This is a genomic window from Anoxybacillus andreesenii, from assembly GCF_030813005.1.
GTDB classification, from domain to species: domain Bacteria; phylum Bacillota; class Bacilli; order Bacillales; family Cytobacillaceae; genus Robertmurraya; species Robertmurraya andreesenii.
Genome location: NZ_JAUSTU010000004.1, coordinates 12,322 through 30,912, shown reverse-complemented (window position 1 = coordinate 30,912; position 18,591 = coordinate 12,322). Strand labels below are relative to the sequence as shown.

General features: G+C 41.6%; 14 protein-coding genes. All 14 read left to right on the top strand.

The window, feature by feature from the left end:
• Positions 1–274 precede the first annotated feature (274 nt).
• The 14 genes from J2S07_RS05230 to J2S07_RS05165 all read left to right on the top strand — a co-directional run bounded on the left by J2S07_RS05230 (position 275) and on the right by J2S07_RS05165 (position 18,511).
• Positions 275–1,105 carry a methyl-accepting chemotaxis protein gene (locus tag J2S07_RS05230; RefSeq protein WP_307149357.1) on the top strand — a complete coding sequence of 277 codons (831 nt, stop codon included), beginning with the start codon at positions 275–277 and terminating at the stop codon, positions 1,103–1,105.
• A gap of 327 nt (positions 1,106–1,432) precedes the next feature.
• Entirely contained in the window at positions 1,433–2,815 is a 1,383-nt protein-coding gene (locus J2S07_RS05225) for an NAD(P)-dependent oxidoreductase (protein ID WP_307149356.1), read from the top strand.
• 21 nt (positions 2,816–2,836) lie between these two features.
• A complete protein-coding gene (preA, locus tag J2S07_RS05220) occupies positions 2,837–4,123 on the top strand; it encodes an NAD-dependent dihydropyrimidine dehydrogenase subunit PreA (RefSeq protein WP_307149355.1) in 1,287 nt (428 codons plus the stop codon).
• A 53-nt stretch (positions 4,124–4,176) separates the two neighbouring features.
• Positions 4,177–5,595, top strand: coding sequence for a dihydropyrimidinase (gene hydA, locus J2S07_RS05215; protein ID WP_307149354.1), 1,419 nt, complete (start codon positions 4,177–4,179; stop codon positions 5,593–5,595).
• Positions 5,596–5,726: 131 nt separating this feature from the next.
• On the top strand, positions 5,727–7,199 hold the full coding sequence (locus tag J2S07_RS05210; protein ID WP_307149353.1) for an NCS1 family transporter: 1,473 nt from the start codon (positions 5,727–5,729) through the stop codon (positions 7,197–7,199).
• Positions 7,200–7,218: 19 nt separating this feature from the next.
• The gene (locus J2S07_RS05205) at positions 7,219–7,434 is read left to right on the top strand and encodes a hypothetical protein (protein ID WP_307149352.1); all 216 of its coding nucleotides are present in this window, start codon (positions 7,219–7,221) and stop codon (positions 7,432–7,434) included.
• Positions 7,435–7,504: 70 nt separating this feature from the next.
• Positions 7,505–7,732: a hypothetical protein gene (locus J2S07_RS05200; protein WP_307149351.1), complete on the top strand. Its 228-nt coding sequence runs from the start codon at positions 7,505–7,507 to the stop codon at positions 7,730–7,732.
• Between the two features lie 164 nt (positions 7,733–7,896).
• Complete coding sequence (locus J2S07_RS05195) at positions 7,897–9,483, top strand: PucR family transcriptional regulator (protein ID WP_370872792.1); 1,587 nt, start codon at positions 7,897–7,899, stop codon at positions 9,481–9,483.
• Positions 9,484–9,661: 178 nt separating this feature from the next.
• Positions 9,662–11,128, top strand: coding sequence for a CoA-acylating methylmalonate-semialdehyde dehydrogenase (locus J2S07_RS05190; protein WP_307149349.1), 1,467 nt, complete (start codon positions 9,662–9,664; stop codon positions 11,126–11,128).
• A 16-nt stretch (positions 11,129–11,144) separates the two neighbouring features.
• Positions 11,145–12,494: an aspartate aminotransferase family protein gene (locus tag J2S07_RS05185; protein ID WP_307149348.1), complete on the top strand. Its 1,350-nt coding sequence runs from the start codon at positions 11,145–11,147 to the stop codon at positions 12,492–12,494.
• Between the two features lie 340 nt (positions 12,495–12,834).
• The gene (locus J2S07_RS05180) at positions 12,835–15,546 is read left to right on the top strand and encodes an EAL domain-containing protein (RefSeq protein ID WP_307149347.1); all 2,712 of its coding nucleotides are present in this window, start codon (positions 12,835–12,837) and stop codon (positions 15,544–15,546) included.
• A 744-nt stretch (positions 15,547–16,290) separates the two neighbouring features.
• Positions 16,291–16,419, top strand: a complete 129-nt coding sequence (locus J2S07_RS05175) for a hypothetical protein (RefSeq protein WP_307149346.1) — start codon at positions 16,291–16,293, stop codon at positions 16,417–16,419.
• Between the two features lie 268 nt (positions 16,420–16,687).
• On the top strand, positions 16,688–17,056 hold the full coding sequence (locus J2S07_RS05170; RefSeq protein WP_307149345.1) for a hypothetical protein: 369 nt from the start codon (positions 16,688–16,690) through the stop codon (positions 17,054–17,056).
• A gap of 228 nt (positions 17,057–17,284) precedes the next feature.
• A complete protein-coding gene (locus J2S07_RS05165) occupies positions 17,285–18,511 on the top strand; it encodes a Zn-dependent hydrolase (protein WP_307149344.1) in 1,227 nt (408 codons plus the stop codon).
• Positions 18,512–18,591 lie beyond the last annotated feature (80 nt).

Sequence of the window (18,591 nt, the reverse complement as noted above, 5' to 3'; positions counted from 1 at the left end):
AAGTTCATATGATCTTATAATAACAAAGTCCGTTTTCCCTAACAGAAGAGATTTCAGCAAAAAGATGATTGCTGTTTTATTCATGAAGTTCTTTTTGCCATCTCAGTGTTAGAAAAGCCGTTGGGGAGCAAACCGCCCAATTGATTGGTAGTTTGCTCCTTATTTATATTAGGGAAATTGTGAGAGTTTTTTGAAATAGTTAACAATTTCCACCTTTTCTTAGTAAAAAAGTAGTATTATACTATCTATAAGGAGAAGGGGGAAATAGGCAGAAATGGATCGAAATATACATGAGACGCTAAATAAATTGATAGAGCTTGCACCAATCATTCAGACGTTATTTGATGAAGAGGTTATGATCTCTATTTCTGACCGTGAGGAAGTTATTTTTACTTTACTCTCTAAGGAATTAGGAATGCCGGACTCTACGGGCTATAAACTTACAAGTTCAGATCCCGTATTTCAGGTTATGAAGACCAATAAGAGACTTAGCTCATATATCCCTAAGGAACTTTATGGGACAGCAGCTCGTACGATTATCTCACCCATTGTAGATGAAAATCGTCAAGTCATTGGAAGTATTTCCATTGTATTCAGTGTAGAAAAGCATGATCGTTTTGTGAGGGTAGCAGAACAACTTGCTGCCTCCTCCGAGGAGATATCTGCGTCTACAACAGAGATGTCAACATCCTCTCATGAATTGACAGGTTATATGAATAATTTACTAGATGCATATAGTGAAATGACAAATCAAATGAATCAAACAGAGAAAATGCTAGAATTAATCAATTCCATTGCTCAAAGCTCCCGTATTTTGGGGTTGAATGCAGGGATCGAGGCTGCCCGCTCAGGTGAGCATGGGAGAGGGTTCAGTATTGTCGCAAAGGAAATTACAAAGCTTGCAGATCGGAGTGCGGAATCCGTTGACCAAATTCGCCAGCTTTTGAACTCCATCAAGGAAAAAGTGGACAATGTGGCGCAAACGGTTTCTCAGACGGTCGAAATCTCTAAGCATCAATCTACTGCCATCGAAGAGATTTCACAATCTATTCAACATTTGAGTGATGTGGCGGAAACAATTGAAGAGTTGTCGAAAAAAATATAGTTAAGCTCGAAAAACCAAAATTCTTTTTACGAGGATTTTGGTTTTTTTGATCTGTTGGTAGTTCAATGGAAGAATGGTTAAGGAATAGTAAAGAGTCGTCGATGTTACACATTGAACAACGAAAGTCGTACACTTTTTAACAAACTGTATAATGCATTCTAAAATGGAAGTAAGTAAAATAGACTTAAGTTTCGCAATTTTCTGGAATATATATGAAGGAGGGAAATAGAAAAGTAGGAACTATCAATTGTGTAAGCGTTTTCTGATAGGAATCTATCATAAGATACGGTAGTGATACCATGCTGAAATGAGAGGGAGGGATTGTTTTTGACGAAAGCCGCCATTGCAAGGATTTCTCTTGATGATCTGAGTAGGAACTTCAAAGAAGTTGAGCCTGCATTGACAAAGCAAGAAGCGATTGAGGAAGCGAATCGTTGCCTTTACTGCTATGATGCCCCATGTATTCAAGCCTGTCCAACGGGAATTGATATTCCAACCTTTATTAAGAAAATAGCCTCCGGGAACCTTAAGGGCTCAGCCACAACGATTATGTCCGCAAATCCGGTCGGTGCTAGCTGTGCCCGTGTCTGTCCAACTGAAGAACTATGTGAGGGCGCCTGTGTCCTAAATTCTTCTACGAAACCAATCATGATCGGGAATCTCCAGCGCTACGCAACTGACTGGGCGATCCAAAACAACCAAGTCCTATTTAAAGCGGGTAAGAAGAACGGGAAAAAAGTAGCGGTAGTCGGTGGTGGTCCTGCCGGGCTTTCTGCGGCAAGAGAGCTTGCAATCCTTGGTTACGATGTGACGATTTTTGAAGCAGATGAACAAGCAGGTGGCCTAAACACCTATGGGATTGTTTCCTTCCGATTGCCAAAAGAAATCTCCTATTGGGAGGTTGAACAGGTCAAGAGCCTCGATGTGGAATTTCGCACGAATACCCGAGTCGGCGAGGATATTTCGGTTGAAGAAATGATGAGAGAATTTGATTCCATCGTCCTTGCCATCGGAATGGGGCAAGTTCCAATGCTTGGGGTGGAAGGAGAAGACTTAGAGGGAGTCTATGATGCGATTCAATTTGTCAAGGATACGAAAACGAAGCCGATTTTAAATGATTTAATCGGCAAAAGAGTGGTCGTGATTGGAGCTGGCAATACCGCAATTGACGGTGCAACCTGCTCAGTCCGTCTAGGAGCTGAAAACGTCAAAATCCTCTACCGTCGTACGATTGAGGAAATGACTGCTTATGATTTTGAATATGAATTTGCGAAGCAGGACGGAGTAGAATTTAGATGGTTAACGGCGCCGAAACGAATCATAGGGGACGAAAATGGGCGTGTGGCTGCGATTGAATGCATCAAGATGCAGCTGGGTGAGCCTGGTGCGGATGGGCGCCGCAGCCCAATTCCTATTGAGGGATCAGAGTTTATTATTAAAGTAGATGCCGTTATCAAAGCCATTGGTCAGTCAAGATATACCAGTCTCATTGAGAAATTTGGCTTAGAACATAACGGAGGGGTCGTTAAGATTGATCTGAATTCATTCCAGACTTCAAATGAGAAGGTTTTTGCCTGCGGAGATGTTGTGTTTGGGAAAGGGCAAGGGGAAGCGATGGTGGTTACAGCGGCCCAGCAAGGGAAATTGACCGCACACGCTATTCATAGGCAATTCTCAGAATCTATGGCAGAAGCAACGGGAAATCAATAGACGGATAGGGGAGGTAGGAAGATGGCTGATTTACGAATTAACTTAGCAGGGATTGAGTCGCCCAATCCTTTCTGGTTAGCCTCGGCACCACCAACGAACTCAGGTTATCAGGTGCAACGAGCATTTGAGGCGGGCTGGGGAGGGGCAGTGTGGAAGACATTGGGGGACCCAATTTTGAATGTAACCTCTAGATTTGCGGCCGTTAGCTTCAATGGTCAGAAAGTGGCTGGATTTAATAATATCGAGTTGATCACGGATCGACCTTTGGAGATCAACCTGAAGGAAATCTATGAAACGAAGAAAAAGTTCCCGAATCACGCTATTATTGCATCCCTAATGGTTGAACCGCAGCAAGAGAAATGGCATGAAATTGTTAAGAGAGTTGAGGATGTAGGAGTCGATGGACTCGAGCTAAATTTCGGCTGTCCGCATGGGATGGCTGAACGAGGAATGGGCTCGGCTTCAGGGCAGGTGCCTTCGCTTGTCGAAAAACAAACATACTGGGTCAAAGAGGTTGCTCAAACACCAGTCATCGTAAAGCTTACTCCAAATATTACAGATATTACCGTAACAGCTGAGGCGGCTGTACAAGGTGGTGCGGATGCCATCAGCATGATTAATACGATCAATAGCTTAGCTGGGGTCGACATTGATACTTGGAACACGATCCCCCATGTTGGTGGAAAAGGAGCCCATGGCGGTTATTGTGGTCCGGCGGTCAAACCGATTGCGCTTCACATGGTTGGAGAATGTGCTCGTAATCCACGAATTAATATTCCAATTTCTGGAATTGGCGGGATTTCCAATTGGCAAAATGCAGTTGAATTCCTCTTGATGGGAGCAACAGGTGTTCAGGTATGTACCGCTGCCATGCATCACGGCTTCCGGATTGTTGAGGATATGATCGAAGGATTAAATCATTATCTCGATGATAAGGGAATCGCCTCTGTGATGGACATCGTTGGGAAATCGGTCCCGAAATATTCTGATTGGGGCGACCTCGATCTCAATTATAAGATCGTTGCGAGGATCAACAATGATGTTTGTATTAATTGCAATAAGTGCCACATTGCATGTGAGGATACGTCCCATCAATGTATCGATATGTTAAAGGATGAAAATGGGCGTAGTATCCTTAGAGTACGAGAAGAGGATTGTGTCGGCTGTAACCTCTGCTCTATTGTATGTCCAGTGGATGGAGCAATCGACATGGTGGAAATTCCAAGCGAGCTGCCGCCAATGACATGGAATGAGCGGCAAGCAGCGGTTGGAGCGATTGCTTGTGGAGTGGATTCAGTCAAAAAATAGGCTCTTATCAAGATTTTTCAAATCAATAGCCATAAATGAAGAGGAGGCAGCGCATGAAAAAGGTAATCAAGAACGGAACAATTGTCACGGCAACAGATACGTATAAAGGTGATATTTTGATCGAAAATGGAGTGATTAGCCAGATCGGGGCAAGCTTGCAAGTACAGGATGCAGAAGTAATTAACGCAGACGGCCACTACGTTTTTCCAGGTGGAATTGATCCGCATACCCATCTCGAAATGCCTTTTGGCGGCACCGTAACGAAGGATGATTTTGAAACGGGTACGATTGCGGCTGCCTTTGGAGGTACGACAACAGTGATTGATTTTTGCATTACGAACAAAGGGGAGCCACTGAAAAAGGCGATTGGGGAATGGCATGCGAAATCAAAGGATAAAGCGGTCATTGATTATGGCTTCCATCTCATGATCGGGGAAATCAACGATGATGTTCTTACCGAGCTTCCGTCTGTAATTGACGATGAGGGCATTACGTCCTTCAAAGTATTTATGGCCTATAAAAACGTTCTCCAGGCAGACGATGAAACTCTTTTTCAAACATTAGTCCAAGCGAAAAAGCTTGGCGCCCTTGTGATGGTGCATGCGGAAAATGGAGATGTTATTGACTACTTAGTGAAGAAAGCCTTGGCGGAAGGAAAGACGGAGCCGATATACCATGCTTTAACAAGACCATCTGAGATCGAGGGAGAAGCGACAGGAAGAGCCGCCGTCTTTACTGGTCTAGCCAATTCACAGCTCTATGTCGTCCATGTAACCTGTGCGGAGGCTGTTGAAAAAATTGCAGAGGCAAGAAACAAGGGCATCGACATTTGGGGAGAAACCTGTCCGCAGTATTTAGTGCTTGATCAATCCTATCTTGAAAAACCAAATTTTGAGGGGGCAAAGTACGTTTGGTCACCACCACTCAGGGAAAAATGGCACCAGGATGTGTTATGGAATGCCCTTAAATCAGGACAGCTACAGACCGTTGGCTCAGACCAATGCTCCTTTGATTTTAAAGGTCAAAAGGACCTTGGAATCAATGATTTTTCCAAGATTCCGAATGGCGGACCAATCATTGAGGATCGTTTCTCGATTCTTTTCTCTGAAGGTGTCAAAAAGGGTCGAATAACTTTAAACCAATTTGTGGATGTAACTTCTACAAGGGCAGCAAAGCTATTTGGATTATATCCGAAGAAGGGCACGATTGCTGTTGGCGGGGATGCGGACATTGTCATTTTTGATCCGAATGTCGAAAGAACCATTTCTGCTGAAACCCATCATATGGCGGTCGATTATAGCGCATTCGAAGGGATGAAGGTGACAGGCGAGCCTGTTTCCGTTCTTTCGAGAGGGGAATGGGTCATCCAAGAGAAAAAGTTTGTTGGAAAGCTTGGAGCAGGAGAGTATTTGAAGCGGGCAAAATATGGAGAAATGAAGGAAAATAAAGAAATAAATTCTCTATCGCTGTAAATTTCCTCATAACTAAAACTACTCATAAGTACGCTGAATGCTCGCCTATTTATGAGTAGTTAAGCCATAGAGAAATAGCTTTTTATCTCATAAATATTCCGAAAATTCAAATAATAAAATGAGGTGTTAGGATGAGCGGAAAAAGCGATTACTTAAAGTCTCCAGATTTACTCCCAATTGGACACTCCGAAAGAAAGATAGGGCCCTTTGGCTTTGCTGTAATTTGGATCGGGATGGCCATTGTTCTTGCTGCATTTGCAATTGGAGGGGGAGGAATCAAAAGCCTTCCTCTCGGTTTGGTGATTTTAGCAACCATCATCGGCTCACTTGCTATTGGGATTTTTATGGTCCTCATTGGTGATATTGGTGTTGAGCATGGCCTTTCGTTTCCTGTTTATATGAGGGCACCGTTCGGAACAATTGGAACACATATCCCCTCAGTAGTGAGAGGGGTAACGGCTTCTTGTTGGTTTGGGATAAATACTTATTTTGGAGCCTCGGCAATTAATGGAATTCTCAATCTATTATTCGACTTCGATAATTGGTTTATTTGTTTCTTCCTATTCGCAGCAGCACAGCTTATCAATACAGCATTAGGAATTAAATCGATTGAACGATTCGCTGATTTAGCAGCACCTATTATTATTCTTATTTCCTGCTGGATGTATGTTACCCTTGCTGATCATGCTTCAGAGCAAGGGAAGAACATTTGGGCATGGGTTGAGAGTCCAACAACAGGTGGAGCAGCTTTTACAGCATTCATGGTAGTCGTCATGGCCAATATGGGCTTTTGGGCGACCCTTGCTGCTGATATGCCATCTCTTTCTCGCTTCTTTAAAGCACCTAAATATGAAAGGAACTGGATTAAACGTAATAAATCACAGCTCATCGGAAGCCTTATTATGATGCCGATTTTCAATACTTTGATGATTATGATTGGTGCGGTTTCCTATATCGCTCTATCCAATTTTGATCCAGTATTTGCTCTTCAGGAAGCAGCCAGTGGATTTATACTTGGAATTCTATTACTAATGATTGTGTTAGCACAATGGTCAACGAACACATCTGCCAACGTCATTCCAGCTGCTACCATCTTTTCGAATGTTGGTGGGCCAAAGGTACCGTTTTGGGCCGGGGTTATCATTGCTGGGATTATCGGGACATTGGCTCAGCCTTGGAGTTTGTTTGATGTTCTCAATCAAGCACTACTCATTATAGGTGGAATTCTTTCATCGATAGTCGGTATTCTCTTTGTCGATTATTATGTTCTTCGCAAGAGAAGGGTCAATGTGCAAGAGCTGTATGAGCAGAACGGCCAATTTCGCTTTTTGAACGGTTTTAACATGGCGGGGATGATTGCCTGGATTGTTGGAGGAATTATTGCGAACTTACTTCCTGCTTATTCTTCGCTTGTTGGATTTGTCGTAGGGGGGCTTATTTATTATTACTTAGCTAAATACTGGTGGTTTGTGAAATATAAACAGGCCGAAATCCTTGACCCAAGTGATGAGAAGTATTTAGGTATTACAGTTGGCCGAGATTGGGTTATTGATACCGGAGGAGAAAGCAGCGTCGAAACCGACACAGTAAACACACCACTATAAACAGATGGAGGGAAGAGTTATGTCCGAATATCAAACCTATTTACAAGAACGGGATAAACTAGATTTCTATATTCAAAAGGGCTACCGTATTAAGAACATTACGGAAAACTTAAGCGGGGCCTTTGTCGAGCTAGAAAATGATGCGCAGGAAAAGGAAACACTGCATATCGTAACTCCTGAAGGCCGAAAATATTTCTCAGTTTTGCTCATAAAGCAGCAAAAGGAAGGGGCATAATAATTTTAGTCTTTGCATTAATGTTTAGATAAGAATGATAAAAACAAATGAACGCTAGGAGGGAAAAAAATTGGAGTTTTCATTAATGTCCAAGGAGTGTGCACTTCCATGCGAAGTGACCATTGATGAAGATAATGGCCGCTACATGATTAGGAAGGCTGATTCGAGTGGTGAGGTGTTTAATTCTCCAGAAGAATTAGTTCAATGGGTTTTAACTAATTGGCATTCTGATGAGTTTGTTGACAAAAAGCAATTTGAAAGGATGATTAATGAAATCCAAGCCTTTTTCCCGCTTTAACAAATGGAATAAAGAAAGAACATGTGACTGGTAAACCGCGGTTTATCAGTTTTTTTGTCGAATTTACGTAATATTATGAATATTTGAAAACAATCCTTCTCATTTCCTCTTTTTCCCTTATAATTAAAAGGATAGGGAGGTGCTTTGAAGTGAAATCCTATATTATGGTTAAAGATCTTTTACAAAGAAAGCATTTTGAAGCTATCGAGGTAATTGCTGGGATTGAGGGGCTCGACCGTTTAGTGAAATGGGTCCATGTGGTTGAAGTAATCAACATCCGAAATCTTCTAAATGGCCATGAGTTAATCCTTTCTACTGGCGTGGCTTGGAAAGAAAATAAAGAGCTATTCATCTCCATTGTTGAACAGTTAATTGAAGCGGAAGCAGCTGGTTTATGTATTGAGTTTGGTACATATACTTCGATGATCCCTCAGGAAATCATTGATATTGCAAATAGAACTCATTTTCCTATTATTCTTTTTCACAAAGAAGTCCCATTTGTAGAAATTACACAGGACATTCATACACTTCTTATCAACCACCAATATCAAATCATTTCAGACTTGGAAGCCTATTCACAAGCATTAAACAAAAAGCTATTGACCATGAAACACTTTGTAGAAATCCTCACGTTTATCCAGCAGTATTTAAAAATCCAGGTAGTTTTCATTCATCAAAAAGAGGTCCATTTCACTCCGAAGGTGACGGAGCATGAGAGAAAGGCTATCCATACTTTATTGAACTCTAGTAACTCTCCTAAGTTGGCTAGGGTCCCGATTCCTTTACTTTGGGATCATTATTCAGAATTAGCGATTCTTTCAAGTGATCGAGCTTTAACGGAATTTGACCATCTTATTTTAGACAGAACGGCAACAGCGCTTGCCCAGTTCTTATTAAGAGAGCTGTATGTCGAAGAAAAGCGAAGGGCAGATGAAGCGGAATGGCTGGCGAGATGGATTGAAGGAGAACATGATCTTGAATCAATTGAAGAATATTTGGCGTTTCATCTATCGACGAATCAGGCAAAAGGAGCGATTGTCTGCCATTGTAAGCTTGAGCCACAAGAGTATAGTAATTTAGATATCACCTATTTTATAATTTACTTCCGAACCATTTTTGAACAGCAAGGATTTTCTGTCTTTGCGATCGAGAAAAGATACACGATTATTTTTATTCTACTAAATAACCGAAGCTTTTCTACATGGATTCATAGAATGAAGGAAGGGATTAAGAAGATAGCAGAGTCAGATTTCAAACTTGGTAACAACAAGCCGAAATTGGTGATGGGAATAGGTAAGTATGTTGAGAGCTTGACCAATGTACATATTAGCTATCAAACGTCGATTGAGACGATGCAAATACAAAAGAAGCGTTTTCATCCATGCGAAAGTTATTTTTATGATGAGCTCCATATTTTTCGACTAATATCCCTTTTGCACCGGCACATAGATTTGCAGGAAATCGTCTTAGAATACCTTGCACCCATTATTAGCTATGATCGAAAATACAATGCAAAGCTGATGGATACGTTGAAGACGTATTTGGCCTGCAATGGCTCCAAGCAGGAAACAGCAAAGCGGCTATATATCGTTAGACAAACACTCTATCATCGCATTCAAAAGCTAGAGAAATTACTAGGTTCAGATTTCATGGATCATGAAAAAAGGCTAGCGATCGAATTCATGATTCATGCCTATGATTTTCTAGTTTCCTCCAAGCAAATGAAGCCAATTGAAGTGGAATCAATATAGACTGCGAGTTTAGTAGGTTTTTGTTCTAAAAGTGGATTTAAATCTCATCATGCATAATGTGGAAAAAAGAGAGGTAGATATTTAACAAAATGTCTAATGAAAGCACTTACAAAATCAACGATAATTTTACTATGAAACGTAAATTTTGAAAATTAGGAAAAAGGGAGGCTGCTTTCATATGTCAGTGATTAAGCAGGATACGGAGCTGTTAAAAAATTATATAAATGGTGAGTGGGTCGAAGCAGAAAGCACAGATGCGTTGGAGGTACCGAACCCAGCGACAGGTGAAGTTTTGGTGCGGGTACCAATCTCCTCTAAAGAGGATGTGGACAAAGCAGTAATAGCTGCAAGGGAGGCCTTTCAATCCTGGAAAAAAACTCCCGTGCCAAAGCGGGCAAGGATTTTATATAAATATCATCATCTCCTCAGTGAAAATCATGAAAAGTTAGCGAAATTGGTTGTTCAAGAAAATGGAAAAGCCTATAAGGAAGCCTATGGAGAGGTGCAAAGGGGAATCGAGTGTGTCGAATTCGCTGCCGGTGCACCGACTTTGATGATGGGTGAAACATTAACGAATATTGCTGAGGATATTGATTCAGAGATGTTCCGCTATCCATTAGGCGTTGTCGGAGGGATAACGCCATTCAATTTTCCGATGATGGTGCCGCTTTGGATGTTTCCACTAGCTATTGCCTGTGGAAATACATTTGTATTGAAGCCATCGGAAAGAACTCCGATTCTTGCAAACGAGCTTGCTCGGCTCTTTGCGGAGGCGGGGGCGCCAAAGGGTGTGTTGAATATCGTTCACGGTGCCCATGACGTTGTCAATGGATTGATCGAACATGAAGATGTGAAGGCGATCTCCTTTGTAGGTTCTCAGCCGGTCGCCAAGTATGTGTATGAACGAGCTGCTGCAAGAGGAAAACGTGTTCAAGCTTTATCAGGGGCAAAGAATCACCATATTGTCATGCCAGATGCCGATGTCGATAAGGCTGTTTCACATATTTTGAGTTCAGCATTTGGTAGTGCTGGTCAACGTTGCATGGCTTGTAGTGCCGTAGTTGTGGTGGGGGAAGGGGATGAATTTGTTCAAGCGCTGAAACAACGGGCTGACGAGCTCATCATTGGGAATGGGCTTGATGATGAAGTCCTTCTCACTCCAGTCATAAGAGCCTCCCACCGTGAAAAAGTGTTGTCCTATATTGAAAAGGGCCTTGCAGAAGGGGCAACGCTAGTCCGTGATGGCCGGAAAGAAATGGATGAATTTGAGAAAGGAAATTTCCTGGGAGCAACGATTTTCGATCATGTGACACCAGAGATGACCATCGCAAAGGATGAAATTTTCGCCCCGGTCTTAAGCTTGCTTCGGGCGAAGGATCTAGATGAAGGACTTCAGTATATCCGTAAGTCTCGATATGGAAATGGTGCGACTATTTATACGAATAATGCAAAAGCGATTAGACAGTTCCGTGAAGAAGCAGACGCAGGAATGCTCGGAATTAATGTTGGAGTACCTGCAACAATGGCTTTCTTCCCGTTCTCAGGCTGGAAGGATTCTTTTTATGGGGATCTGCATGTAAATGGAAAAGACGGGGTTAATTTCTATACCCGCAAAAAGATGATTACATCGAGATTTGATATTTAATCGGAGGTGGATAAAAGTGACAAGGGTACAAAGTGGTGATTTTTTAACAAAGGATCAGGAATATATTTGGCATGCCATGCGACCATATAGTCCCAATGCAACCATCATTGCGGAAAAAGCGGAAGGTTCCTGGATCACGGATCATAACGGACAACGGCTTCTTGATGCCATGGCTGGCTTATGGTGTGTCAACGTTGGCTATGGTCGTACGGAACTGGCAGAGGCTGCCTATGAGCAATTAAAGAAAATGGCGTATTTCCCCCTAACGCAAAGCCATAGCCCAGCGATTCAATTGGCTGAAAAGCTCAACGAGATGCTTGGCGATGAATATGTAATCTTCTTTTCAAACAGTGGGTCGGAAGCGAATGAAACAGCATTCAAGATCGCGAGACAGTATCATCAGCAAAAAGGAGAGCATGGTCGCTATAAGTTCATTTCAAGATATCGTGCCTATCACGGAAATACAATGGGCTCACTTGCCGCCACTGGCCAAGCGCAGCGCAAATATAAATATGAACCATTGGCACCTGGATTTATCCATGTGGCTCCACCTGATTTGTATCGCGGCCGCGACAAGGAGGATACCCCTTCAAATGAATTGGAATCCGTTCGTGAAATCGACCGGGTAATGACCTGGGAGCTGAGTGAAACGATTGCTGGCGTAATCATGGAGCCCATTATTACTGGCGGCGGGGTCATCGTTCCACCTGACGCCTATATGACAGGTGTGAAAGAGGTTTGTGAGAAGCACGGGGCGCTACTTATTGTTGATGAAGTCATTTGCGGATTTGGCCGTACAGGGAAGCCATTTGGATTTATGAATTATGGTGTGAGGCCAGACATCATCACGATGGCAAAAGGGATTACCAGTGCCTATCTGCCTCTATCTGCGACCTGTGTGAAAAAAGAAATCTACGATGCATTTAAAGGAACGGAGGAATATGATTATTTCCGCCACGTCAATACCTTTGGCGGGAACCCAGCTGCATGCGCCCTTGCCTTGAAAAACATTGAAATTATGGAGCAGGAGGGGCTGTTTGACCGTTCGAAGGAATTAGGGGAGAATTTGCTTCAAAAACTGCAGGCTCAACTTGGGGATCATCCTTTTGTTGGAAACGTGAGAGGGAAGGGATTGCTTGTTGGCATTGAGCTTGTCCAGGATAAGGCTACAAAGGAACCCTTGGATACAAAGCTTGTCAATCAAGTCATAACCGGCTGTAAAGAAAAGGGTCTCATAATCGGGAAAAATGGGGCAACTGTTGCAGGCTTCAACAACGTCTTAACCTTAGCACCACCCCTTAGTATCGCAGAAGAGGATTTAGATTTTGCTATTTCGATCTTAGCCCAAGAAATACGGAGGTTATAGATGAGAATAGGATTCCAACGGAGGTTAAGTACAACGAGAACCAAGTTGCCATTTCACCATCAACGGCCATATTATATATGAAGGAGTAGCGAGGGCACATAATTTGTCATTTGTAACGGAAACCATTTAGAAATATATTCTTGAATGTTATTATGATTGACTGGATCCTTCCAAAATGAAGGGTCCAGCTTTTTTGTGGTTTTGGAAACTATTTCCTTAAATAAAGGCATATTTACTCCTATACAGAAGGTCAATTTTAATAGAAAATATATGCATATGTATTAAGTTGGATATATGAATATTAATTGATGATAAGCCTTGACTATAGACGGAGGATTACATGAACGAACAGGGGTCATTTTTTCAACTATTTGATAAACTATCTGACTGTTTGGTTGTTGTGGATACAGCAGGAACGATAATATATTTGAATGCAAAGACAGAGGGGATCTTTAATGTGAGTGGCAATGACGCTATTGGTCGTCGCATCAAAGAAATCATCCCAGCCAATTTAAGTGAACTGCCATTTGAGTTTCAATCACAAAACATCAAGATAGCGGATAAGGAATATGAGGTCTACATTATTAGAAATATGAATGAAGATAGGAAGATATCCAAAGAAACGAAGTCCTTAAGTAGGGCGTTAGAGGATATCAATGTGGCGCTCGATGAATCAACGATTATTGCCATTACCGACCGAAAGGGAACGATTACATTTGTCAATCAAAAGTTTTGTGAGCTCTCAAAGTATACAAAAGAGGAGTTAATTGGCCAAAATCACTGCATTCTAAATTCAGGCTTTCATCCAAAGGAATTCTTTAAGGAAATGTGGAGAACGATTGGTCGTGGAGAGATATGGAAGGGTGAAATCCAGAACAAAGCAAAGGATGGCAGCCTGTATTGGGTGGATACGACGATTGTGCCATTCCGGAATGATAACGGGAAGCCATACCAATACGTAAGTGTTAGGACGGATATTACCGAGAGAGTACAAAAGGAATTAAAGCAACAGGAAGCCATGAAAATCGATTTTCAGGATACGATAAGAAATCTTCAAAACGGGATCTTTAAGATGACAATGAACCCAGACGGAAATTTCATTTATACGATGGCAGAAGGAAAACTCTTAGAGGAAATTGGAATTAATACAGAGTATGTCAGCAATCTAACGCCTAATGATATCTTCCCAGAAGAGATAGCTGAGTTAAAGAATTGTCATTATAAAAAGGCATTTGAAGGAATGAAGGTAAGCTATGAGGTTGATTTGAAAGGAAAGCATGTCTTTGTTGATGTTTCACCGATAAAGCAGGGGGAAAAGGTAATTGAAATTGTCGGTTCTGTTCAGGATATTTCAGAGCTAAGATCGACACAGAGAGAGCTCATTGTCCAGCAGCTGAAATATAAATCATTGTTTGAGCATAGCCAAGACTACGTGATAAGCTTTGACATGGACGGACATATCATTGCTTTGAACTCAATGGCGCGGGAATTATTAATTAGTGAAGACTCTCATAAATTTATCAGTTCTTTGGTGTTCGAGGAATATGACGAAAAGTGGTTTGATTTCTTAGAAGCAGCATTGAAAGGACATCTACAGAGCTTTGAAATGGAGATAAAACATAAGGTTCAAGAGAAAATGGTCTTTCAAGTTACTTTTTTGCCCATCATCCTCGATCAACAAGTAAAAGGCGTGATCTCGATTGGGAAAGATATTACCGAGCAAAAGAGAATACAGAAGTTGAATGAATTTTTGGCCCATCATGATGAGTTAACAAAGCTTCCAAATCGAAGAAAAATCGAGCAAGAACTGCGAGAGGCTTTGCGTCTTGCCGAGGAGAAAAGCCAAGAGCTTGCTGTTTTATTCATTGATCTGGACCGGTTTAAAAACATTAATGATACACTAGGACATTTTGTTGGAGATCGCCTTTTAGAACTGGTTCCCTCTCGCCTACTCGACAGTATAGATCGAGACAAACAGTTTGTAGCGCGACTCGGTGGAGATGAATTCATGATTCTTTGTCCGGTAATTGCTAGTCGTGATGAAGCGATTCAAATTGCCAATAGAATTCTTGAAAATCTAGCAATTCCTTTTTATATCGAGGACAATGAGCTACATGTGTCGGCTAGTATTGGGATCAGCTTTTACCCAACCGATGGAACGAATGAAGTAGATTTAATGAAAAAGGCGGATATTGCACTATATCGGGCAAAAGGGGAAGGCCGCAATATTTACAAAGTGTATGTTGAATTTATGGATGAACAGAACTATCATTCCTTCCTGTTAGAAAGGGATTTGCGAAAAGCAATAGCCAATGAAGAGTTTGTTGCCTATTTTCAACCACGTGTAGATGGCAGAACAGGGAGAATCACAGGGGCTGAAGCATTAATACGTTGGATGCATCCAAGCCTTGGGCTTGTTTCACCAGGAGAATTCATACCATTGGCTGAGGAAACAGGGCTTATTATCCCATTGGGAAAATGGATGAAGAAAAAGGTATGTGAACAGTTAGTGATTTGGCGAGAATCAGGTTTTCCACTACTGCCGATAAGTGTGAATATTAGCTCGCAACGATTTTTACAAAAGGAATTTGCTGAAGACGTGAAGGAGCTTCTTACCCAATTTCAGTTGGATGGAAAATGGCTCGAGCTGGAGATAACTGAGAACTCCCTCATGCGAAATGAAGAATATGTTCTTCAAACACTACATGAATTAAAGGAAATGGGTATAAAAATCTTCATTGATGATTTTGGTACAGGCTATTCCTCCTTTCATTATTTGAAAAAATTTCGGCTTGACGGGATCAAAATTGATCGATCGTTTGTACAAAATATTTCATGTGAATCCGATAATGCCGGGATTACTGTCGCAATGATCCAAATGGCTCACCATCTTAGAATGGACGTGATTGCAGAAGGTGTTGAAACCGAAGAGGAACTGGCCTTCCTTCTTGATCAGAATTGTCATTACGTCCAGGGATTCTACTTTGGAAAACCCTGTTCAATTGAGGAATTTGAAGAGAAATTTATGAAAAAGATCATTGCCAAAGGATGATACCTCCAAGGGATTTCCCCCTTGGAGGTTTTCACTTCTACAACAAATCTCGAAACCGCTCTGTTTTGTTCCGGATGGGATTCCAGACACGGAAATTCTCTGGCTCCTGTTCCCGTGTTCGTGCTTCTGGTACGATTGGGAGTAATCCTCTTTTATTTATGATCCAAAGAGGGAAGAACTTTCTGGATTATAAAGGGATAAGCAAATTTCTTTTATTTTCTGGAAAAACAGTATATACTAATGGCACAAAGCTCTATCTTTGTGATCTTTTTTATACTATAGGGGGTATTGGAAAATGGTAAATATTACTCCGGCTGCGTTAACCGAGATTTCAGAGCAGCTTTCTACGATTTTAAAAGAAGGCGAAAAAGCACTCGTTCGTTTATCAATGGGAATTGGTTGAGGGGGCCCAAGCCTTCGCCTGACTCTGGAGGAGTCAGCTTTAGAAAATGATGAAATCACGGAATTAGAGGGGATCCAATTTCTTGTCAATGAAAGAGACAGGGTCTACTTTGACCATGCAAAGGTTGATTTTAAAGAGAACCTCTTTGGAAACGGCGAATTTGTCGTTCTTCAGGTGTAAGGGTCTGTGATTTAACAGCCTAACCATCGATAAAAGACTCCAACTGGGGTCTCGTCAACAAAGATAGGTTGGAAATTGTATTTTTTAGCGGCACACTTTTGATTCCTTTTCATATACTGACCTCAGTGTGTGAGAGACCCTGAGGGAAAGGAAGAAGGAAGATGAAGGACATTATCACAAAAAACAATTGGAAAAAAGGTGAAGGCGGATTTAAGGTCATCAAGGTCGAGGTATCTGTCCCGACGGAAAATCTATATGCCGTTTGTTCGCCAATTAAAAAGAGTGAGTGACATAAAGAACCATCTCTAAGCTTAAGAGATGGTTCTTTTGCTAAGCACTTAATGTTACCTTTTTTACTTTTTGGGGTTCCGTGAAAAATTATGACCATTTTCGCTAAAGATATTTAGCAATACGAAATTTTAGAATCTAGGGTCGAATGAATGGAGGATAAACATTTCATTTTCTCAAATATGGTAAAATACAAAGAAAGAGGGAGGGTCTTGTGTAGTCTAGGGGATCGTATTCTCCTATCAATCTTTAGATTAAGGGGGTGGGCAAATGCAGGGCGGGCTTGCTTATATCGTTTCCTTTATTGTGATTCTAATATCCGTATTTATTACTCTCTATTTTAAGTCTGAGCTTGAGCGCATGTTTCGTGAGAAGAAACAGGTTGTCGCATTTCATATTTGCAATGTGCTCATAACCTTAATGATCTCTTTCGCGGCCCATGCAGTCACCGTTATATATATTCTGCAAAATAAACTCAAGATGTTGCAACAAATGGTTATTCTCCTGTTCATCATCCTGCCTGTCTATGTTTTGGGGCATTTCGCCTATGAGAAATATAAATTTATCAATCGCAAGTACCAGGCTTCTGAAAACGGCAAGGTTCTCGTCATTAACGAAAAATATCTTAGAAGGAAATAAGAAAGGTCTATTTTTGAAATAGAATTTTCAACAAATATTTATTAATTCAGTTAAACCAATCAATGCTTTTTCAAATTGTACAGAGGGAGACCGTTTCATTTTACATATTGTCCATTGAAGTCAAGCTCTGTACCTTCTATACTCGGTATTATCAGAATAGTATAAATATTAGACTCCGGTAGTTCTTACGGCTTATTACATATTTAATAAAGAAGGGCGGAGAAGGTTTTGAAAAAGCAGAAGCTCATGATTAATGGAGAACGGCTGAAGAATACAATCGAAGAATTTGCGAATTTTGGACGGACTGAAAATAATGGGGTTACAAGGCTGGCCTTATCGAAGGAAGACTTGCTTGCACGGGAATACTTCATTCATTGCTGTAAGGAGCTTGGAATGTCGGTGGTCTACGACGATATGGGTAATATTTATGGAACCCTTGAAGGTGTCGATAACAGCAAGCCACCCATCGTCATCGGCTCCCACTTGGATTCTGTCAAAAAGGGTGGCCGTTTTGACGGAGCACTCGGTGTTATTGCAGGTCTAGAGGTAGCCAGAACTCTCGTTGAGAATCATGTGAGGCTTAGTGTTCCGCTCGTCGTGATGAATATTACGAATGAAGAAGGGGCCCGATTTGAGCCTTCGATGATGTCCTCTGGGGTACTATCTGGAAAGTTTGATAAAGATGTCATGCTTGCTAAAAAAGATATTGATGGGATTACCTTTGAGCAAGCCTTAAATGAAAGTGGCTATGTTGGCAGCATCGAGGCACGTTTAAAGGATGCTAAAGCCTTTTTGGAAATGCATATTGAGCAAGGGCCAATATTGGAAAGAGAAAATCTAGCTGTTGGGGTCGTTGAAAGTGTGTTGGGAATGGTATGCTACGAGTTTGTCGTCCAAGGTGAATCAGATCATGCGGGAACAACACCGATGGATATGAGAAGGGATGCTCTTTTTGCGGCAACGAATATCATAGCTGCGGCAAGAAGAAAGCTCGGGTCCCTCGATCAAAATCTTGTCTTCACCATGGGGCGAATCAATGCCTATCCTAATATCCATACCGTGATCCCAAATAGAGTGATTTTCACACTGGAGGCGCGTCACAAAGATCCGACGGTCATCCAAAGGGTAGAGGAAATTATTCAAGAATTGACGCAAATCAATGAAAACGAAGGGTGCACGATTATGGCTCAGAAGCTTTGGGATCGCCAGACGGTCTTTTTCAATGAGGAGCTTGCAAATAAGGTGGAAGCGGCTTGTCAATCTCTAGACTACCCGTACAAGAGAATGGACAGTGGTGCGGGGCATGATGCCCAGTTTCTCGCCAGTTATATTCCAACTGTGATGATTTTTGTTCGAAGCGTCAAGGGAAAGAGTCATTGTGAAGAGGAATTAACGACCTGGGAGGATTGTGAAAAAGGAGTGAATGTGCTGCTAGAGACGGTTCTTTCTTTATAAATAGATTTACTTTTTAGCATCCTGTGTGGTGCTTTTTTTCTTGTCAAAAAAGTAATAAAAAATTTTGCGAAAATTGTAGA

What these genes read in the sequence shown, in the direction of transcription:
- preA (WP_307149355.1), top strand. Translation starts at nt 2,837, where the DNA reads ATGGCTGATTTACGAATTAACTTAGCAGGGATTGAGTCGCCCAATCCT.
- J2S07_RS05205 (WP_307149352.1), top strand. Translation starts at nt 7,219, where the DNA reads ATGTCCGAATATCAAACCTATTTACAAGAACGGGATAAACTAGATTTC.
- hydA (WP_307149354.1), top strand. Translation starts at nt 4,177, where the DNA reads ATGAAAAAGGTAATCAAGAACGGAACAATTGTCACGGCAACAGATACG.
- J2S07_RS05175 (WP_307149346.1), top strand. Translation starts at nt 16,291, where the DNA reads ATGAAGGACATTATCACAAAAAACAATTGGAAAAAAGGTGAAGGCGGA.
- J2S07_RS05170 (WP_307149345.1), top strand. Translation starts at nt 16,688, where the DNA reads ATGCAGGGCGGGCTTGCTTATATCGTTTCCTTTATTGTGATTCTAATA.
- J2S07_RS05195 (WP_370872792.1), top strand. Translation starts at nt 7,897, where the DNA reads ATGGTTAAAGATCTTTTACAAAGAAAGCATTTTGAAGCTATCGAGGTA.
- J2S07_RS05180 (WP_307149347.1), top strand. Translation starts at nt 12,835, where the DNA reads ATGAACGAACAGGGGTCATTTTTTCAACTATTTGATAAACTATCTGAC.
- J2S07_RS05190 (WP_307149349.1), top strand. Translation starts at nt 9,662, where the DNA reads ATGTCAGTGATTAAGCAGGATACGGAGCTGTTAAAAAATTATATAAAT.
- J2S07_RS05210 (WP_307149353.1), top strand. Translation starts at nt 5,727, where the DNA reads ATGAGCGGAAAAAGCGATTACTTAAAGTCTCCAGATTTACTCCCAATT.
- J2S07_RS05230 (WP_307149357.1), top strand. Translation starts at nt 275, where the DNA reads ATGGATCGAAATATACATGAGACGCTAAATAAATTGATAGAGCTTGCA.